The sequence below is a fragment of the Parasphingorhabdus sp. JC815 genome (genome assembly GCF_040717415.1).
Classification (GTDB): Bacteria; Pseudomonadota; Alphaproteobacteria; order Sphingomonadales; family Sphingomonadaceae; genus Parasphingorhabdus.
Window position 1 is genome coordinate 218,603 of the sequence record NZ_JBFEFM010000003.1, and the last position, 16,738, is coordinate 235,340.

Annotated in this window: 14 protein-coding genes; 9 read left to right on the plus strand and 5 right to left on the minus strand. The window is 53.2% G+C overall.

Annotated features, from left to right (window positions below; all coding sequences use genetic code 11):
• Positions 1-117 precede the first annotated feature (117 nt).
• The 3 genes from AB1K62_RS09080 (at position 118) to AB1K62_RS09090 (ending at position 4,468) form a co-directional block, all read left to right on the plus strand.
• Positions 118-2,226: a sodium-translocating pyrophosphatase gene (locus AB1K62_RS09080; protein ID WP_367003137.1), complete on the plus strand. Its 2,109-nt coding sequence runs from the start codon at positions 118-120 to the stop codon at positions 2,224-2,226.
• Positions 2,227-2,378: 152 nt separating this feature from the next.
• Positions 2,379-3,596 (plus strand): GNAT family N-acetyltransferase, encoded by a 1,218-nt coding sequence (locus AB1K62_RS09085; protein ID WP_367003139.1) that lies wholly within the window; start codon positions 2,379-2,381, stop codon positions 3,594-3,596.
• Positions 3,593-4,468, plus strand: a complete 876-nt coding sequence (locus tag AB1K62_RS09090) for a transcriptional regulator (protein ID WP_367003141.1) — start codon at positions 3,593-3,595, stop codon at positions 4,466-4,468. The genes AB1K62_RS09085 and AB1K62_RS09090 overlap by 4 nt, the downstream gene beginning before the upstream one ends.
• A 306-nt stretch (positions 4,469-4,774) precedes the next feature.
• Here the strand turns inward: AB1K62_RS09090 and AB1K62_RS09095 are convergent, their stop codons facing one another.
• On the minus strand, positions 4,775-7,423 hold the full coding sequence (locus tag AB1K62_RS09095) for a TonB-dependent receptor (protein WP_367003143.1): 2,649 nt from the start codon (positions 7,421-7,423) through the stop codon (positions 4,775-4,777).
• Between the two features lie 217 nt (positions 7,424-7,640).
• Here AB1K62_RS09095 and infA point away from each other — a divergent pair, with 217 nt between their 5' ends.
• The 6 genes from infA to AB1K62_RS09125 are packed head-to-tail and all read left to right on the plus strand — an operon-like array spanning position 7,641 to position 12,739.
• Complete coding sequence (infA, locus tag AB1K62_RS09100) at positions 7,641-7,859, plus strand: translation initiation factor IF-1 (protein WP_367003145.1); 219 nt, start codon at positions 7,641-7,643, stop codon at positions 7,857-7,859.
• Positions 7,860-7,917: 58 nt separating this feature from the next.
• Positions 7,918-8,499, plus strand: a complete 582-nt coding sequence (locus AB1K62_RS09105; RefSeq protein ID WP_367003349.1) for a nucleoside triphosphate pyrophosphatase — start codon at positions 7,918-7,920, stop codon at positions 8,497-8,499.
• Positions 8,489-9,505, plus strand: a complete 1,017-nt coding sequence (locus tag AB1K62_RS09110) for a ribonuclease E/G (RefSeq protein WP_367003147.1) — start codon at positions 8,489-8,491, stop codon at positions 9,503-9,505. The genes AB1K62_RS09105 and AB1K62_RS09110 overlap by 11 nt, the downstream gene beginning before the upstream one ends.
• Positions 9,506-9,548: 43 nt before the next feature.
• Positions 9,549-10,181, plus strand: coding sequence for a maleylacetoacetate isomerase (gene maiA, locus AB1K62_RS09115; protein WP_367003150.1), 633 nt, complete (start codon positions 9,549-9,551; stop codon positions 10,179-10,181).
• Positions 10,181-12,286 carry a TonB-dependent receptor gene (locus tag AB1K62_RS09120; RefSeq protein WP_367003152.1) on the plus strand — a complete coding sequence of 702 codons (2,106 nt, stop codon included), beginning with the start codon at positions 10,181-10,183 and terminating at the stop codon, positions 12,284-12,286. Before maiA ends, AB1K62_RS09120 begins: the two co-directional genes overlap by 1 nt.
• A gap of 9 nt (positions 12,287-12,295) precedes the next feature.
• Positions 12,296-12,739 (plus strand): MarR family winged helix-turn-helix transcriptional regulator, encoded by a 444-nt coding sequence (locus AB1K62_RS09125; RefSeq protein WP_367003155.1) that lies wholly within the window; start codon positions 12,296-12,298, stop codon positions 12,737-12,739.
• Positions 12,740-12,818: 79 nt separating this feature from the next.
• On the opposite strand, the gene AB1K62_RS09130 is transcribed toward AB1K62_RS09125, so the two are convergent.
• Genes AB1K62_RS09130 through AB1K62_RS09145 form a run of 4 tightly spaced genes read right to left on the minus strand, consistent with a single transcriptional unit; the run spans position 12,819 to position 16,738 of the window.
• The gene (locus AB1K62_RS09130; RefSeq protein ID WP_367003158.1) at positions 12,819-13,805 is read right to left on the minus strand and encodes a type II secretion system F family protein; all 987 of its coding nucleotides are present in this window, start codon (positions 13,803-13,805) and stop codon (positions 12,819-12,821) included.
• 17 nt (positions 13,806-13,822) lie between these two features.
• The gene (locus AB1K62_RS09135) at positions 13,823-14,794 is read right to left on the minus strand and encodes a type II secretion system F family protein (protein ID WP_367003161.1); all 972 of its coding nucleotides are present in this window, start codon (positions 14,792-14,794) and stop codon (positions 13,823-13,825) included.
• Positions 14,795-14,834: 40 nt separating this feature from the next.
• Positions 14,835-16,130: a pilus assembly protein CpaE gene (locus AB1K62_RS09140; protein ID WP_367003163.1), complete on the minus strand. Its 1,296-nt coding sequence runs from the start codon at positions 16,128-16,130 to the stop codon at positions 14,835-14,837.
• Positions 16,130-16,738, minus strand: a complete 609-nt coding sequence (locus tag AB1K62_RS09145; protein ID WP_367003166.1) for a CpaD family pilus assembly protein — start codon at positions 16,736-16,738, stop codon at positions 16,130-16,132. Before AB1K62_RS09145 ends, AB1K62_RS09140 begins: the two co-directional genes overlap by 1 nt.

Below are 16,738 nucleotides of genomic sequence, written 5' to 3' on the forward strand. Positions count from 1 at the left end.
CGGAAATGCTATTAAAACAGGGCTTGCGCCATGCAGTCCACGCTATATAAGTTTCTGAGATATCATCCCAATTCAGAGAGAGATATCAGTAAAAAATAATAGGGGAGGAAAACAGCAATGACTGTTGTCACCATTTCGATTATCTGCGGCTTAATTGCCGTATTATATGGATTTATCACAAGCCGTCAGGTGCTGGGTGCGCCGGCTGGCAATGAAAAAATGCAAGATATTGCTGCTGCTATTCAGGAAGGAGCACAGGCTTATCTAAACCGTCAATATCGTGCGATTGGTGTTGTCGGCGTTGTTGTGGCGGTCCTCGTTTTTCTGTTCCTCGGAGTAATATCCACCATCGGATTTCTGGTCGGGGCGATATTGTCTGGCGTTGCCGGTTATATTGGCATGAATATTTCGGTTCGCGCGAATGTCCGCACTGCCCAGGCTGCGAGCGAGAGTTTGCAAACCGGCCTGACAGTCGCGTTTCGCGCCGGTGCAGTGACCGGTCTGCTGGTTGCTGGCCTTGCCCTTCTTGCTATTTCTATTTTCTTCTGGGTGCTGACTACGCATCTGGGCCTTGAAGCCAACAGCCGTACAGTCATTGACGCGCTAGTTGCTCTTGCGTTCGGTGCTTCGCTGATTTCGATTTTTGCGCGTCTAGGCGGCGGTATTTTTACCAAGGCAGCAGACGTTGGTGCCGATCTGGTGGGTAAGGTTGAAGCCGGTATTCCGGAAGATGATCCGCGCAATCCGGCAACCATTGCCGATAATGTGGGCGATAATGTCGGTGATTGTGCTGGCATGGCCGCTGACCTGTTCGAAACCTATGTTGTAACTGTTGGCGCTACTATGGTGCTATTGGCCCTATTGTTCGGCAATCTTGTTGGTAATGCGATGCTCAACAGTCTGATGGCTTTGCCTTTGATTGTGGGCGGTGTATGTATTATTACCTCTATCATCGGTACCTATATGGTGCGTCTGGGTAGCAGCCACAACATCATGGGCGCTCTCTACAAGGGCTTTATCACCACGGCTGTTCTGTCGATTCCGGCGATCTATTATGTCACCATGCAATCGGTGGGCGATATGAACGCCGTTATCGGTGCAGATATTGACGGCTCTGGAGGTTTCACCGGTATGACCTTGTTCTGGTCGATGATGGTTGGTCTCGCGGTTACCGGATTGATCATCTGGATCACCGAATATTATACCGGAACCCAATATCGTCCAGTGCGCTCTATCGCCAAATCCTCGGAAACGGGTCATGGAACCAACGTGATCCAGGGGTTGGCTATTTCGATGGAAGCAACCGCTTTGCCAACATTGGTAATCGTTGTCGGTATAGTTGTGGCCTATCAACTTGCCGGTTTGATCGGTATCGCATTTGCCGCAACATCCATGCTGGCTTTGGCCGGTATGGTTGTGGCTCTTGATGCTTATGGGCCGGTGACCGACAATGCTGGCGGTATTGCCGAAATGGCCGGTCTGGATGAGAGCGTTCGGGATAAAACCGATGCACTTGACGCGGTTGGGAATACTACCAAAGCTGTGACCAAGGGCTATGCCATTGGTTCTGCCGGTCTGGCGGCGCTCGTGCTGTTCTCGGCATACACGGCAGATCTCAATGAGTTTTTTCCGCAGTTGCAGGTTAGCTTCAGCCTTGAAAACCCGTATGTAATTGTCGGTTTGCTGCTTGGTGCGCTTTTGCCCTATCTCTTTGGGGCTATGGGCATGACCGCTGTGGGCCGTGCTGCCGGTGACGTTGTGAAGGATGTGCGTGCACAGTTCGCAGCGGACAAGGGCATTATGGACGGCACATCGCGTCCCAACTATGCCCGCACGGTGGATCTGGTGACCAAAGCAGCGATCAAGGAAATGATCCTGCCGTCGCTATTACCGGTTCTGGCGCCTATTGTGGTTTATTTCGTAATTACCGCTGTAGCAGGTCAGGAAAACGGCTTTGCTGCTTTGGGCGCATTGTTGCTCGGTGTGATCGTCTCCGGTCTGTTCGTTGCCCTGTCGATGACAGCAGGTGGCGGTGCATGGGATAATGCGAAGAAATATATCGAAGACGGCAATCACGGCGGCAAGGGATCAGAGGCCCATAAAGCAGCCGTAACCGGCGATACTGTTGGCGATCCTTACAAGGATACAGCAGGTCCGGCAGTAAACCCGATGATTAAAATCACCAATATTGTTGCCTTGCTGTTACTCGCTTCACTGGCGGCATAAAGCTTGATATTTTAATCAATAACTGGTCTGAAAAGCCCCGCTGGAAATAATTTCCGGCGGGGCTTTCTTTTGGGCGGTGAAAAATTACGTCGTTAATCGGTTATTACCCTATTATTGATAGCGAAATCCGCGAACCAAAAGGGATGCGGAATATGGATGCAGGCGGGTTTCAGGCCCAGAGTGATGAGGCAGTTTCTTATATAGCTGCTGACCGGCTGCGCCTGACCAGTTCTTCCTGCGCCGAATTATTGCCGATTGCTGCGATAAATGACCATTTTCTACCCGCGTGGCAGAAGCTGGCGCGCAACGCATCGGAGCCGAATATATTTTACGAGCACTGGATGCTTCGCCCGGCGCTCAAGCTTTTTTATACCCATTCCGACCTCCGCTTGTTTTTACTTTGGGCCGGCGTTCCGCATAAATCCGATCTGTTGGGCTTGCTGCCTGTGGGACCGTCGTGGCAATTGGGCCGCTGGCCCGTGCCATTCGTGCAAAACTGGGCGCATCATAACAGTTTTCTAGGCACGCCGCTGGTGCGTAGCGGATTTGAAAACCAGTTCTGGGCAGCACTGCTAACAACATTGGATGACCAGAGCTGGCAGGGGTTTTTACATATCAGGGGTCTGACAATCGGCGGTCCGCTGGATCAGGCTTTGCGTTCCGTGTGTGCCGGTGAAAAACGCCGTTGCGATCTGGTGCATAGCGAGGCACGGGCGTTACTCGAAAGCCATCTGGATGCAGAATCTTATTATACAGCAAACGTCCGGTCCAAGAAACGCAAGGAGCTGCGCCGACAGGCCAAAAGACTGGGCGAGATGGGAGAGGTTCGTTTTTCCTGTCATAGGGATGATACCGGACTGAACGATTGGATTGACGACTTCCTTACGCTGGAGCGAGCAGGCTGGAAGGGGCAACAAGGGTCTGCGCTTGATTGTTCGGACGACACCCGCAGTTTTTTTGGCGAAGCCTTAACAGGGGCGGCGCATTACGGGCAGCTTGAACGCCATGATTTGCGGTTGGATGGCAAGCCCTTGGCGATGCTGGTCAATTTCCGTTCTCCGCCGGGTAGCTTTTCGTTCAAGACCGCTTTTGACGATGCCTATTCCCGTTTTTCGCCGGGAGTATTGTTGCAGCTTGAAAACCTTAAAATGCTTGATCAGCCGGATTGCGACTGGATGGATAGTTGCGCAGCAGAGGACCATCCGATGATTGACAGCCTGTGGTCAGGACGCCGCCATATCGGGCGGTTTTCAGTCCAGTTGAAAGGTCTGTCGCGATCCGCAATATTTCGCGGTGTGCGTCTTGGCGAAGAGCTGATGGCCCGGATCAAGCGGCGTGAAATAACCGATATTATGCAGGCAGAAAAATGAACTATATCCCTGAAAAAAACGCATTTAACCAGCCGGTTTTTGGCAATGAAATGCAGCGACAGTTTGCGGCCAGCTATCCTGAAGAGCCGCAGCTTTTGGATCATAATATGACCGCTAATGCGCTGTTGACGCTGGATGCTTTGGCAAGACTAGGAAGCACGCTGCCCAAAGCGAGCGTTGAGTATAATCCCGGCGACCTACCTGTCGGGATTGATCCCGAAGATGTGCCGGAAAATGGCCTGTCGATAGCCGATACGATATTAAATATCGAAAGTTCGGCAAGCTGGGCTGTGCTGAAAAATATCGAGCAAGTACCGGAATATGAGGCGCTACTGCTGTCGCTTTTAGCAGAAATTCAACCGATCCTTGAAAGCAAGACCGGCAAAATGTTGCAACCGCAGGGCTTTATTTTTGTTTCATCGCCCGGCGCAATGACGCCTTATCATTTTGATCCCGAACATAATATCCTGCTGCAATTGCGCGGCGAAAAGACGATGACCGTTTTTCCCGCTGGTGATGGCATATATGCCCCGGCGACGGCGCATGAAGCCTATCACACCGGCGGGCCGCGCAATTTGGTGTGGCGGGAAGATTTTGCCGGTCAGGGGCAGGCGTTTCACCTCACCCCCGGTAAAGCGATTTTCGTGCCAGTGATGGCACCGCATTTCGTCAAAAACGGACCGGAGCCGAGCATTTCGCTGTCGATAACATGGCGTTCGGACTGGAGCTTTGCCGAGGCTGATGCCCATGCGTTTAACCACATGCTACGCGGATGGGGGATGACCCCGACAATGCCGGGCCGCTTCCCGAAGCATAATAAGGGAAAGGCGTTGAGCTGGCGAATCTTGCGGAAGCTGTCATTGGTAAAATGAATCTTATTCCAAAGTTCACACAATTCACACTATGTTTATGCCCGTAAGTCATTGTTAATAAATGATATTCAAAAATGTGAAAGAGCCGCGTCTATTTTGATAGAACCGAAGCTTATTTCATTATTTCTATCGTCACCCTGAACTTGTTTCAGGGTCTATCGTGACCAAAATACCGTCGTTTGAAAAACATGATTGATGCTGAAACAAGTTCAGCATGACGGGGCTTCATGAAGTGAACTTCGGTTCCACCATATTATAATATCACATCTGCAATGATGTAGGACAGCTCAAACCGTCGTTTTCCTATCAGAATCGTTTGCGAAAACTTACCTCGACATAGCGGCCAACCGGATCAAGATAACCGGGTTGATAACGGAGCGGGACCGTGCCGCTACTATCGCGAACATCCTGAATATCGTTGAAGATATTATCAACGCGCAGCGATATCCGGCTCCCTTTCAGGAATGTGAATTTCTCGGTCAAATCGCCGCGATTATCAAGGTTCATAAACACCCGCAAATTAAGCGTCGTCAGGTCCGAAAAGCGCAGATCAGAACCGGTCAGACCGCCATTGACACGGGTTGCGGTTTGATGCTCGCCCTTTATCCGGAAGCCAAGGCCGTTTTTGAACCAGCCGCCGTTGAGTTCAAATTTGTGGCGCGGCTGGCCTCCGGTTGAGCCAATGGCCGAACCGTTTAACAGATCTAGCTCCTCGACCCCTGGCCGAATCAGCACGCGTTCATCAAGGTGGACCGTGTGATAGGCCGATAACCGCCAGCCGCCGCCGTGGCTCCGTCCGCCGGAACCGCGACCTCCTGAACCCCGCCCACGAGAACCCCGCCCACGAGAACCCCGCGTAGCCGAGCCACGTTCGGAACGGGACGGGGTTTCGGATGAAGATGCGCCATTGGCTGTGGCGGGTGTTTTTCCATTTGGTGTTTCTCTATCTGGTGCCTTGTCATTTGCTTGTGTCGATGCGTCTGTTGTCACTGGTGAGGGCGTTTCCGCTGGCGTTGCAGCGCGCCGGCCACCACGGCGACCACCGCCTGCGCTCTGCTGGCTAAAGCGTTTGGAAAATTGCAAGCCATAGCGGATGCTCTCGCTGCGAACATTGCTGTAACTTACTGGCCGCTGGTCAATCGCGATTAACCGACCGTTGCTATCGCGCGTCACGCGGTCGGGAAAAGCGGCTTCAATTTCCGGTGTCAGCAACGGAAAGCTGGAGGCGACATTCTGGCTGTTATTGCGAATATATTCGGCCAGAAATGTCATATCATCAAACCATTTCGGGCTGTAATTTACGGCCAGCTTTATATCCCGCCGCTTTTCAGCGGGCAGAGCAATATTTCCTCCGGTGGTGATATTAGCCAGAACAGTCTCGCCATTGGTGAAATCGAACACAGAGACATTGGGCGTCACAATGACCGGATTGCCAAGCTGTTGAATGGAAGGCGCAGCCTCTTCGCCAATCGCGGATGCGGTAAAGACCAGACCATCCACCGGCTGCCAGTTCAGGCCAAAACCATATTCAAGCAGACCGCCAAAATCCGACAATTCGCTATAGCCCAGATTGCCGTTGACCGACAGTTCGCCAATGGCGTCCACTACATCGATATTCTCGTTCGCAAGGGGTATATCGATATTGATACCGGCGTTGAAATTATCCCGCCCCAGACTGCCAAGCGTGGTCACGCCGCCACTTATATCGCGGCTGTCCAGATCCTGCCGGTTATAGCCTGCGCGCAAGGTAGTGGTAACCGCGCCGGAAGGCAGATAGAGCAGCGTTCCCGATACGGTGGCAAGGCTATTGAGGGTGTTGCTGACAGAGCGCGCATGGTCGGTAACGGGAGGGGCAAGCAATGGTCCGAAGTCTACTGCAAACGGATTGGCGGTGCCATTGTCAACCGCGGCCTGAAGCGCGCCAAGGTCGCCCGAATTATCCGTGGCTGTATCCACCTGTGCGCGGCTGTAATCGGCGGTTAGTGACCATTGCCAGCTTGACAGGCTGCCATTCAGGGCGGCTCCGCCCTGTATTGTGTTGGTTTCGACCGTCCGGCGCAAGGGATCAAACTGCGTGAAATAGCGGGACAGGCTTTCGTCATTCGGTGATATGGCAAAGGGGCTGCTCGCCGGAATATCAATCGCGCCGCTGGCCAGCCCCGATAGCGCGCGCGATTTGTCATACACATAGCCGCCGTTCAAAGATAATGACACGCCTTTGCCCAAAGAGCGGTTGTAAGTGGCGTTAAGCTCCAGATTGTCAGATGGCGCGCTCAATGTGCGGAAACGGCCCAGATCAACTTGCTCACCAGCCGCGTCCTGAATAATGCCGCGCTCTGCCTCGGTAATGGCGGTCTGGTTCTGATATTCTACATTGACGTTTAACCGGCTGTTTTTTCCGATACGGGTGATGGTGGATTCCAGTTCCGATTTGCCCTGACCACCGCTTGTGGGGGTGCCATATTCGGCCTCTATGCTGAAACCGGTATAATTTTCTTTGAGTATGAAGTTGATGACCCGCTGATCCGGGCGATAGCCATATTGCAGGGCGAGTTCTTCGGGGAAGACCTGCACATTTTTAATGGCTTCGGAAGGCAGGTCGCGGATTTCGCGGAAACCCGATGTACGCAGACCGTTGATGAGGACGATAGGCCGACCGCTGCCGCGACCACGGCTGGAACTGGTTTGTGCGCTTAGCTCCTCAAGAAGATCGGCAGCAGATGATACGCCATAGCTGGCAATATCCTCTGTATTCAGTTCGACTATCGGTGGAACTTCTGTAATGACAGACCCGCGTGACCGCGTGGCGATGACGATAATATCGTCATTATCATTATAATCGAATGCTTCGTCGTTCGATTGGGCCAGTGCCGGACTGGCCGTCATAAAGGAAAGCACCAGAAGACTGGTTCCGGCAAACCGGACTGCGGAAAACGGGGAAAGCATGTCAGTCATTTTATACGCTCTAACAGGTTGGGATATCGGGGGAACATGACCGGGATGCCGTGCGGCCTTGTTTTTATCAATTAAATGTTTGTAATAATTTGTCGCAAAGGCGGATCGGGATGATGACGGCCATGCAGCAAATCCTTCCCTTTTGCCGAAATTGGGTTTATGGCGCACCGCAACACGTGGAAAAGGCCACGAATCAATAGGGATGAAGTAAAGCCGGATGGCAAAAGAAGAATTATTGGAAATGAAGGGGATAGTTCGCGAACTGCTCCCCAATGCGATGTTCCGGGTCGAACTGGAAAATGGGCATGAAGTGCTTGGTCATACCGCCGGTAAAATGCGTAAAAACCGTATCCGTGTGCTGGTTGGCGATGAAGTGCTCGTTGAACTCACACCTTATGACCTGACCAAGGGCCGCATCACTTATCGCTTTAAGTGATACGGGCCGCTGTGACGGCTAATCAGATAGTAGTCAGAGCAGGATGACCCAAATGTCGATGAAACTTGTCCTCGCTTCGTCCAGTCCGCGCAGGTTGGAATTGCTTGGCCGGTTGGGGGTGACACCTGACCGGATCATATCCCCCGATATTGATGAAACACCATTAAAGGGCGAGTTGCCCCATGATTATGCCGTGCGGATGGCGCGGGAAAAAGCCGCTGCTGTGGATCGCGCTGATGACGAAATCCTGATCGCCGGTGATACAATCGTCGCGGTTGGCAGGCGGATTTTGGGCAAAGCGGAAGATGAAGCGCAGCAGCGCAAGTTTTTACAGCTAATAAGCGGACGGCGGCACCATACGATGTCGAGCGTTTGTATCATTGCCGCTGACGGCACGGTGCGGACGAAATTGTCCGACAGCATCATAAAGTTCAAACGGTTTCAACGCAGCGAGATTGACACCTATATCCGCTCGGGCGAAGGATTGGGCAAAGCAGGCGGCTATGCCATTCAAGGGCTTGCCGAAGCCTATGTCATTTCGATCAGCGGCAGCTTTAGCGGGATCATGGGCTTGCCGCTCTACGAGACACGCAATCTGCTCATTTCTTCCGGTTATCCGCTAGACCAAAATGGCGCCTGACTTCCAAAACGGCTGGCTTTATGAAGCCGGTATCGGTGAAAACCGGGCGTTACGGATTGAGCATGACGAGTTGGCTGCGATCAGAATCGAACGCGAACGGACTGGGGCGAGACTGGGCTCGATTGTTGACGCGCAATTTACCCAGCAATGGGTCGCTGGCCGATCGGGCATCATCACGCTGGAAAGCGGGGAGCAATGCCTGTTGCAACCATTGCCCAGCGGCTTGACCGAAGGCGCGGCGCTGCGCGTGGAAATTGTGCGGGAGGCCTTGGACGAAAAAGGCGGGCAATCAAAACGGGCAAAGGCACGAGCAGCGGCCAAGGGTAGCGCATTGACGAAAGGACCAAGCCTGTTGGACCGGATGAAACAGGACGGCCAACCGATACATGATGTTCAGGCACATGAGCCAGATATTCTTGGGGATTATGGCTGGAACGAAGCCATGGAACAGGCCGAAACGGGGCGCGTGGATTTTGACGGTGGTAGCCTGATCCTGTCGCTCACTCCCGCGATGACGGTGATTGATGTCGACGGACCGCTTGCGCCGTTTGAGCTGGCAAAGCGGGCTGCGCGGCAGGTTGCACTGGCTCTCACACGCTTTGATATTGGCGGCTCTATTGGCGTGGACTTCCCGACCCTGACCGCAAAAGCAGAGCGGACAGAGGTTTGCGCGATTTTTGACTCATATATGACCGGCAATTGCGAACGGACCGCGATTAACGGCTTTGGATTTATGCAGGTTGTAGCGCGCAAGACCGGCCCGTCGGTTCTTGAAGTGGTGCAAGCAGACAGGGTATTGAGCGCAACTCTGGCATTATTGCGTCAAGCGGAACGGACGGGCAGCGGAGCGGGTGCGATGGAGCTGCATGTCCACCCTGCTGTAGCAGCGAAACTGCATCACCGGCAGGCGTGGCTGGATGCGCTGGCAAAAAGAACCGGACGCAGTGTTTCGGTTGAAGCCAGCGGTAACATATCCATTACCGGGGGCCATGTTGGTGGGGATTAAGCTGCTACTTGCAATTTAGCTGCCTTCTCTGCACAAACCCCTCATGAGCGATATCATTCTTTTCGACTATTGGCGCAGCTCCGCGAGCTATCGTGTCCGCATTGCGCTGAACCTGAAAAATATTGCTTATCAATCCGCTCCGACCAGTTTGCTGGATGATAGCACAAAAAGCGCCGGCTATATCGCGCGCAATCCGCAAGGATTTGTGCCCATGCTGCACATTGACGGGCATGATTTGACCCAGTCATTGGCGATTATTGATTATCTTGATGCGAAATTCCCGGAACCGCCGATGGTATCAAGTGACCCGCTGGAACGCAGCCGGACATTGGCACAGGCTATGGTGGTCGCGGCCGATATTCATCCGGTCAACAATCTGCGGATATTGAAATATCTTAAATCTGAAATGGGACAGGATCAGCAAGCGATTGACGGCTGGTATCGCCACTGGGTGAGTGAAGGTTTCAAGGCGTTGGAAGCCATGGCACCGGATAGTGGTTTTTTTGGCGGCGATACTCCCAATCTGGCAGATGTCTGTCTGGTTCCACAAATCTACAATGGCCGCCGGTTTGAAGTTGAACTGGCGGCATTTCCGAAACTTGTGCGGATTGATGCCGCATGCAATAAACTGGCCGCGTTCCATGACGCAGCCCCCGAACAGGTAAAACCAGCATAATGAAAAAATCTATTTTGGCGTCTGTATGCCTTGCGCCCGTTTGTCTTTTGAGCACGCCTGTTTGGGCTGATGTATCGGATGGCGCGGCGTCTGACGAAGCCTTGGCGATGTCATCTGAAATTACTGTCACCGGCTTGCCACTTCCCGATGCCGATGATGCCTATAGCACGACTGTCATCGCGCTGGACCGGGAAACGCGCGTTGAAAATGCCTTGCGCGATGTGCCGGGGCTTCAGCAGTTTCGCCGGTCGGATGCGCGGACAGCCAATCCCACCAGTCAGGGGATCACGATACGCGGTCTGGGCGGAAATGCTTCGTCCCGCGCTGTGTTGTTGCTGGACGGTGTGCCGCAAGCGGACCCGTTTGGTGGCTGGGTCGCGTGGCCGGGCTATGACGCGCTGGCGCTTGGCTCTGCCCGTATAACGCGTGGCGGGGGCAGCGGCGCGGAAGGATCCGGAGCGATTGCCGGAACGGTCGAACTGTTCAGTCAGAATGTCGGTAATTTGATTGAACTGGGCGCAGCTTATGGCAGCCGTGACAGCGTTGAAGGCGACATTTTGTTTGGCCGCGAACTGGGGCAGGGGCAACTGACAATCTCTGCCAACTATGCGCGCGGTGATGGATTTATTCCGATTATCAAAAGCCAGCGCGGTGATGTTGACCGTCCCTCGGAATATGAACAGTCTGGCGTGGCCGTGCGCTATGTTGCACCGCTGACCGGCAATACCGAATTACAGGCGAATGTCCGTGCCTTTACCGACGACCGTGAGCGTGGCTTTGCATTTAGCGAAAACCATAATGATGGCGCAGATGCCAGCATCCGGCTGGTGAACCGCAGCGCGGACTGGCAATGGTCGGCGTTGGCCTATGTCCAGATCCGCAATTTTGATGTCAGCTTTGGCGGCGTTGCGGATGACCGCAATAGTGTGCGCCGGGTCTTTGAACAATATAGCGTCCCATCCACCGGACTTGGCGCACGGTTTGAAGTGCGGCCTCCGGTCGGGGAAAATGTCGAACTGCGTATCGGTGGCGACTGGCGGCGGACAGAAGGGGAAACGAAAGAAAATTACTTTTTCGCGGATAATGACACTCCGCGCCGTAGCCGCAATGCGGGTGGCTCGACAGCGATTTACGGCGCATTTGTCGAAGCCAGTGTGCAGGCCAGCGAGGCGCTGACCCTGACTGGCGGCGGGCGCATGGACTATTGGACCATAGATAACGGTTTTCTGCGCGAGATTGAACTTATCAACCCGTTTCCCGGTTCTGTGCGGACGGATGAGAGATTTGCCAATCGCGACGGGACCGAATTTACCGCGCGCGGCGGCTTTGCGTTTGACGCAACACATCAGCTCACGTTGCGCGGAGCTGCCTATCTGGGCTGGCGTTTGCCAACTTTGAACGAATTATTCCGGCCATTTCGCGTCGGAGCAGACGCAACAGCGGCAAATGCGCTGCTGGAGCCGGAACGGGTCAAGGGCGCAGAACTGGGACTGGATTGGAGCGGTGAGATTGTTTCGCTCGGTATCACCGCTTTTTATAACGAGCTGGACGACGCTGTTGCCAATGTCACGATTGCCAACGGACCGGGATTATTCCCGGGAGTAGGCTTTGTTTCGGGAAACGGAACATACAGCCAGCGCCAGAATCTTGATTCAATCGAGTCAAAAGGGTTTGAGGTGGATACGGCATTTGACCTTGGCAATCTGGTCACAGATCTGTCTGCCCGCGCGGCTTATGCCTATACCGATGCCAGGGTAAACGGGTCCGGTGATGCCGCGCCGGTTGATGGTCTGCGTCCGGCACAGATACCAAAACATAATGTTTCTGCCGGTTTGCGTTGGCAGCAGGACAGCGGAACAGGTGTCTCGCTATCCCTGCGATATATAAGCAGCCAGTTCGAGGATGACCAGAATAGCCAGCGACTGGACGAGGCATTTACCGTTGATGGCGGGGTGGCTTTTGCAGTGAGTGATCGGCTGTTGGTCGAAGGGCGGGTTGAAAATTTGTTCAACGCGCGCGTAGAAACCGCGATTAGCAACACGAATATTATAGAACGAGCATTTCCCAGAACATTTTGGATTGGACTTCGCTCCAGGATTGAATAGACATTCCCTATGGCCAGAAAACTTGATGACTTCTTACCCTATCAAATGTCCACTACATCGAATGCAGTGAGCGACCTGATATCCAATGACTATAAAAGCAAATTCGGTCTGAAAATACCGGAGTGGCGTGTCATGGCTGTTCTGGGCAGCCGAGGTGTTTCGACCCAGCGCGAACTGGTCGAGGCGACTTTGATGGACAAGGTGACGGTTAACCGCGCTGTCAAAAATCTGGTCGACAGGGCATTATTGGCGAGAAGCCCTAACAGCGCAGATGGCCGTTCCCACCATTTAATACTCAGCCAGACGGGTGAGAATCTTTATGATCAGATCATGCCCGCAGCAGAAGTGATGGAAAAGAAAATCATGCTGGTCCTCTCAGAAGATGAGCAGAAAACTTTGTCCGATATGCTGACCAGAATAAAGCAATCGGCGGATGATATTGCTAACGGCTAAGCGCCCGTTTTTTTTCTAATAAAAAGGGAGCGGTTGTTGAAAGCTGCTCCCTTTTTATTCTTTGGCCGGATAGCCCGCTTTACATCATCGAATCCGATATGGAACAGGCTGCCGGGCCAAGGATCACGATAAACAGCGTCGGCAGAATGAACAGGATAAGCGGGATTGTCATAATCGCGGGCAGGCGCGCGGCTTTTTCTTCGGCGCGCATCATCCGGTCATTACGGAACTCAGCCGACAGCACCCGCAAGGCAGAGGCAAGCGGTGTACCGTATTTTTCGGTCTGGATCATGGTTGTAACCACGCCTTTGACATGTTCCAGCGCAACACGATACGCCAGATTTTCAAAAGCCTGACGCCGTTCGGTCAGAAACCCTAGCTCGATCGAAGTGAGTGAAAACTCGTCAGCCAGTTCGGGGTAGGCATCACCCAATTCCCGTGCCACGCGGGCAAATGCGCTATCAACCGTCAAGCCGGCCTCTGCACAAATGACCAGCAGGTCAATCGCATCGGGCAGGCCCTTACGGATCAGATCGGTGCGCTTGGCAACCATGTTGTTCAGGTAAATATCCGCCGCTTTATATCCGATAATTGTCGCTCCGGCAAAAGCACCAAATCTTTTGATCGGTGACCAGTCAGGAAAATAATCAAAACCATATACCAGCAGCGCGGTGCCACCGCCCAATATTATCGGCAGCACGAGGCGGCTGAAAATAACGGCATAGACCCAGTCTTTTGAACGAATACCGGCTTGTGCCAGTCTCTGCTGCGATTCTTTTAACTGGTCGTCTTGCAATACTTTAAGGGAGGATAGCATGCCGCGCATACGGTCGGTTGTCTCGTTCTGCTGAACAAGTTTGGCGCGTTTTTTTGTGGTGGAGGCAGTAATACCGGCTTTTAGCTGTTCCCGCCGAGCGTTAAGCGATTTGACGCGCTTGGCCATGGGATCACGGACGGTTATGGCTGCATATATGGCAAAGACGGTGGCCAAGGTGGCAACAACAACCAATAGCGTTGCCACCCAGAGGACATCGATTCCCATTAATGTTGGACCGCTATCGGGCATTGCCTTATACCTTCCCCCTAAATCTCGAAGTTGACCATTTTGGCCATGATGAACACGCCGATGCTCATCCATGTCAAACCGCCAAGGCCAGCGATAATCAGCCGCTCTTCAGTGAAAAATCCGCTGAGATATTCAGGATTTACCGAATAAACCAATCCGAAAACAATGAACGGCAAAGAACCGACAATATAAGCGGAGGCCTTGGATTCAGAAGACATGGCCTTGATTTTGAGTTTCATCTGGCTGCGTTTACGCAGCACATCGGCAAGGTTCGCCAATGTTTCGGCAAGGTTGCCGCCGGTTTCGCGTTGAATAGCCAAAGTGATGCAGAAAAACTTGAATTCCGGAGTGTCTAGCCGCTTAGCACTTTCGCCCAGTGCATCTTCCATTGTCCGGCCAATTTTAATCCGGTCAACAACCTTGGTAAATTCCTCGCCAACCGGGCCGTCAATTTCCCTGGCAACGACGCCGATTGTTTCGGTAACGGGCAAACCGGAACGAAGCCCGCGAACCAACAGTTCGATGGCATCGGGAAAAGAGGCAGTAAATTTGTTTACCCGTTTGCCGATCAGGAAACTGACAATCATATGGGGTAAACCAAGACCGATTGCCGCGCCGCCGAACAAACAGAGCATCAGCGGTGCGCCCTTCAGCAAAAGCGCAGCCGCAACAATCGCAAATAAACCGCCGCAGACATAGAAAAATTGCGCTATTGACCATGTATAACCTGTGCGGTCCAAACGTATGGCCAGCGTATCGAGCCGGGATATATTTGCGCCGGCAGGCCGGTGGTTTTTCTTGCGTGCGCTGACGACCTTTTTAATCTGTGCTTCCATTTTGGCATTGGTGCTTTCCGAATGGCGGAAGCGCACTTTATCTAGCCGTTTCGCCTTTGCTGCCGCCCCGGAAGGGCCAGCAAATGCTAATATGACGAGGATCAGGAAAAGCAATACTCCTGTGCCCAATATGGTTGTCTGCATCATATCCATTATGTGCATCCTTGCCTATTCAAGAGGAAGTCACGCTGGTTCACGACCTGGCTGTCTCGCTCTCTTTCTTTTTCTTTGACGAGAGCAGCGATTTCATTCCGCCGAACTTGTCCATCAGGCTTGATTTGGCTTGGTCTTCGCCAATGTCTTCCCCGTTTGCACCTTCGACCGTTCCGAGTATCTGGTCCGACAAAGAAATAATCTTGCTGGTCGCCTTGCTCGCCTTACTCGCTTCGACAAAGGCTTGTCCCAGTTTGGCTGCGTGAGCCGCCGCTTTCGGGTCCGACGGGATCATGATGTCGATCTTGCGCTCGATGGAATTTTCAAAGTCCTGACGGGTAATTTCCAAGCTGCCTGATTGCACTTTATTGGCAACAACAATGACTTTGCTTTGCGCGGCATTTGATTTGAGCCATGAAAGCAAGCGAATGGCATCACGCGCAGATGCCAATGTCAATTCGGTGACAATCACAGTCGCGTTGACGTCACCCAAAAGATGCGGATAGTTGATCAACATATCGCGGGGCAGGTCGATCACTGTACATTCAAATGCAGCGCGGAACTCTTCCTGCAATTGGAAAAAAGCTGTTCCATCCGTCATCATCGGTGAGCCGATGGGGGCTTCTGCGGAAAGCAGCGACAGCTTGTCATTCGCTTTAATCATGGCGCGTTCGATGAACAGGCCGTCAATCCGGCTGGGATTGTCAATCGCGTCGGTCAGGCCGCGACCCGGTTCCAGATCAAGCGAGAGCGCGCCTGTGCCAAAATGGACATCAAGGTCAAGCATAGCAGTCAGGCGCTCATTGTTCGTGCTTAACAGCCACGCCAAAGATGTCGCAATGGTTGACGTCCCGACCCCTCCGCGCGTGCCGATAACAGCGGTGGAGATATGGGGCTTTTCACTGATATGCTCGTCCAATTTCGGAGCATTGAGCGTGGCTTGCGCGTGGCTCAATACGTCCCGCAATTGTTCGGGACTAAACGGTTTCAACAGATAGTCCTGAAGTCCGCTGACAATCAAATCCCGGTAAAGACGGACATCGTTAACCTGTCCCATGGCGATAACCACTGTGCCGGGTTCGCACACTTCGGCGAGAGCATTAATATCGGAAAGCGGATCACCGGATTCCGACAGATCAACCATCAGGATATTCGGACTAGCGGTAATGGACAATGATTGCACAGCACCGCGAAGACCGCCCTTGTGGCATTTGTCCGTTGGCCAGCCCATTTCTTCGATAACCGGGCGCAGCATGTCGAGTGTATCATCATCACAGACAAAGGCGGAGAACGGATCACGTCCGTTAACTGCGCCGGCTTTCCAGGGAGCGTTCATTATAGGCCTCCAGCTTTTTTGGCTTTATCACGATAGGCGCGAATGGCTTTTGATGCCTCCGCCTGGTCTTCTCCGTCACGGGTTTGACCGCGCACCAGATCTTCGGGATCGGCAATCATCGCCGCCATTGTGCTGTTGACTCCGCATCCGTAATTCTCGCTCGTGCGGGCCTGAAAATCGGTGTGGCTGCGGTTGCTCCAGTCGGGGCAGCCCGGTACGGCTGCGGTGGAACGTGAAACGACGATACGCATTGCGCCAGAAGGAATATGGCCCTGGGTTACAGGAGCAGTTTCGCTGACCAGCAGGCCTTTTTGTGCCACCAATGTTTCGACCGCGCTACGGGCTGAGGGGCCGGCACCATGGCCGGGGTCATCAATGGCGACGCGATCACCATATCCTAGTTCCAGTGCATCAAACCATCCGGCTAGGCGGCGAAACTCGCCATCGGGAAGAGAACCTGTTCCTGTGGTATTGACATCAAGAACGAAATGGGAGCGGGTGACGACCGGTTGCCGTTCGCTGTTCACGCTGCGATTGGCCGTCGTGCTACCGCATGCGGTAAGCGAAAGTCCGAGTGCTGATACAAGTGCTATAGAAACAAAACGCAT

Bases quoted from the DNA above. Each gene is read 5' to 3' on its own strand.
- AB1K62_RS09090 (WP_367003141.1), top strand. From the start codon at position 3,593: ATGAACTATATCCCTGAAAAAAACGCATTTAACCAGCCGGTTTTTGGC.
- AB1K62_RS09080 (WP_367003137.1), top strand. From the start codon at position 118: ATGACTGTTGTCACCATTTCGATTATCTGCGGCTTAATTGCCGTATTA.
- maiA (WP_367003150.1), top strand. From the start codon at position 9,549: ATGAGCGATATCATTCTTTTCGACTATTGGCGCAGCTCCGCGAGCTAT.
- infA (WP_367003145.1), top strand. From the start codon at position 7,641: ATGGCAAAAGAAGAATTATTGGAAATGAAGGGGATAGTTCGCGAACTG.
- AB1K62_RS09105 (WP_367003349.1), top strand. From the start codon at position 7,918: ATGAAACTTGTCCTCGCTTCGTCCAGTCCGCGCAGGTTGGAATTGCTT.
- AB1K62_RS09145 (WP_367003166.1), bottom strand. From the start codon at position 16,738: ATGCGTTTTGTTTCTATAGCACTTGTATCAGCACTCGGACTTTCGCTT.
- AB1K62_RS09125 (WP_367003155.1), top strand. From the start codon at position 12,296: ATGGCCAGAAAACTTGATGACTTCTTACCCTATCAAATGTCCACTACA.
- AB1K62_RS09120 (WP_367003152.1), top strand. From the start codon at position 10,181: ATGAAAAAATCTATTTTGGCGTCTGTATGCCTTGCGCCCGTTTGTCTT.
- AB1K62_RS09130 (WP_367003158.1), bottom strand. From the start codon at position 13,805: ATGCCCGATAGCGGTCCAACATTAATGGGAATCGATGTCCTCTGGGTG.
- AB1K62_RS09135 (WP_367003161.1), bottom strand. From the start codon at position 14,794: ATGGATATGATGCAGACAACCATATTGGGCACAGGAGTATTGCTTTTC.
- AB1K62_RS09095 (WP_367003143.1), bottom strand. From the start codon at position 7,423: ATGACTGACATGCTTTCCCCGTTTTCCGCAGTCCGGTTTGCCGGAACC.
- AB1K62_RS09140 (WP_367003163.1), bottom strand. From the start codon at position 16,130: ATGAACGCTCCCTGGAAAGCCGGCGCAGTTAACGGACGTGATCCGTTC.
- AB1K62_RS09110 (WP_367003147.1), top strand. From the start codon at position 8,489: ATGGCGCCTGACTTCCAAAACGGCTGGCTTTATGAAGCCGGTATCGGT.
- AB1K62_RS09085 (WP_367003139.1), top strand. From the start codon at position 2,379: ATGGATGCAGGCGGGTTTCAGGCCCAGAGTGATGAGGCAGTTTCTTAT.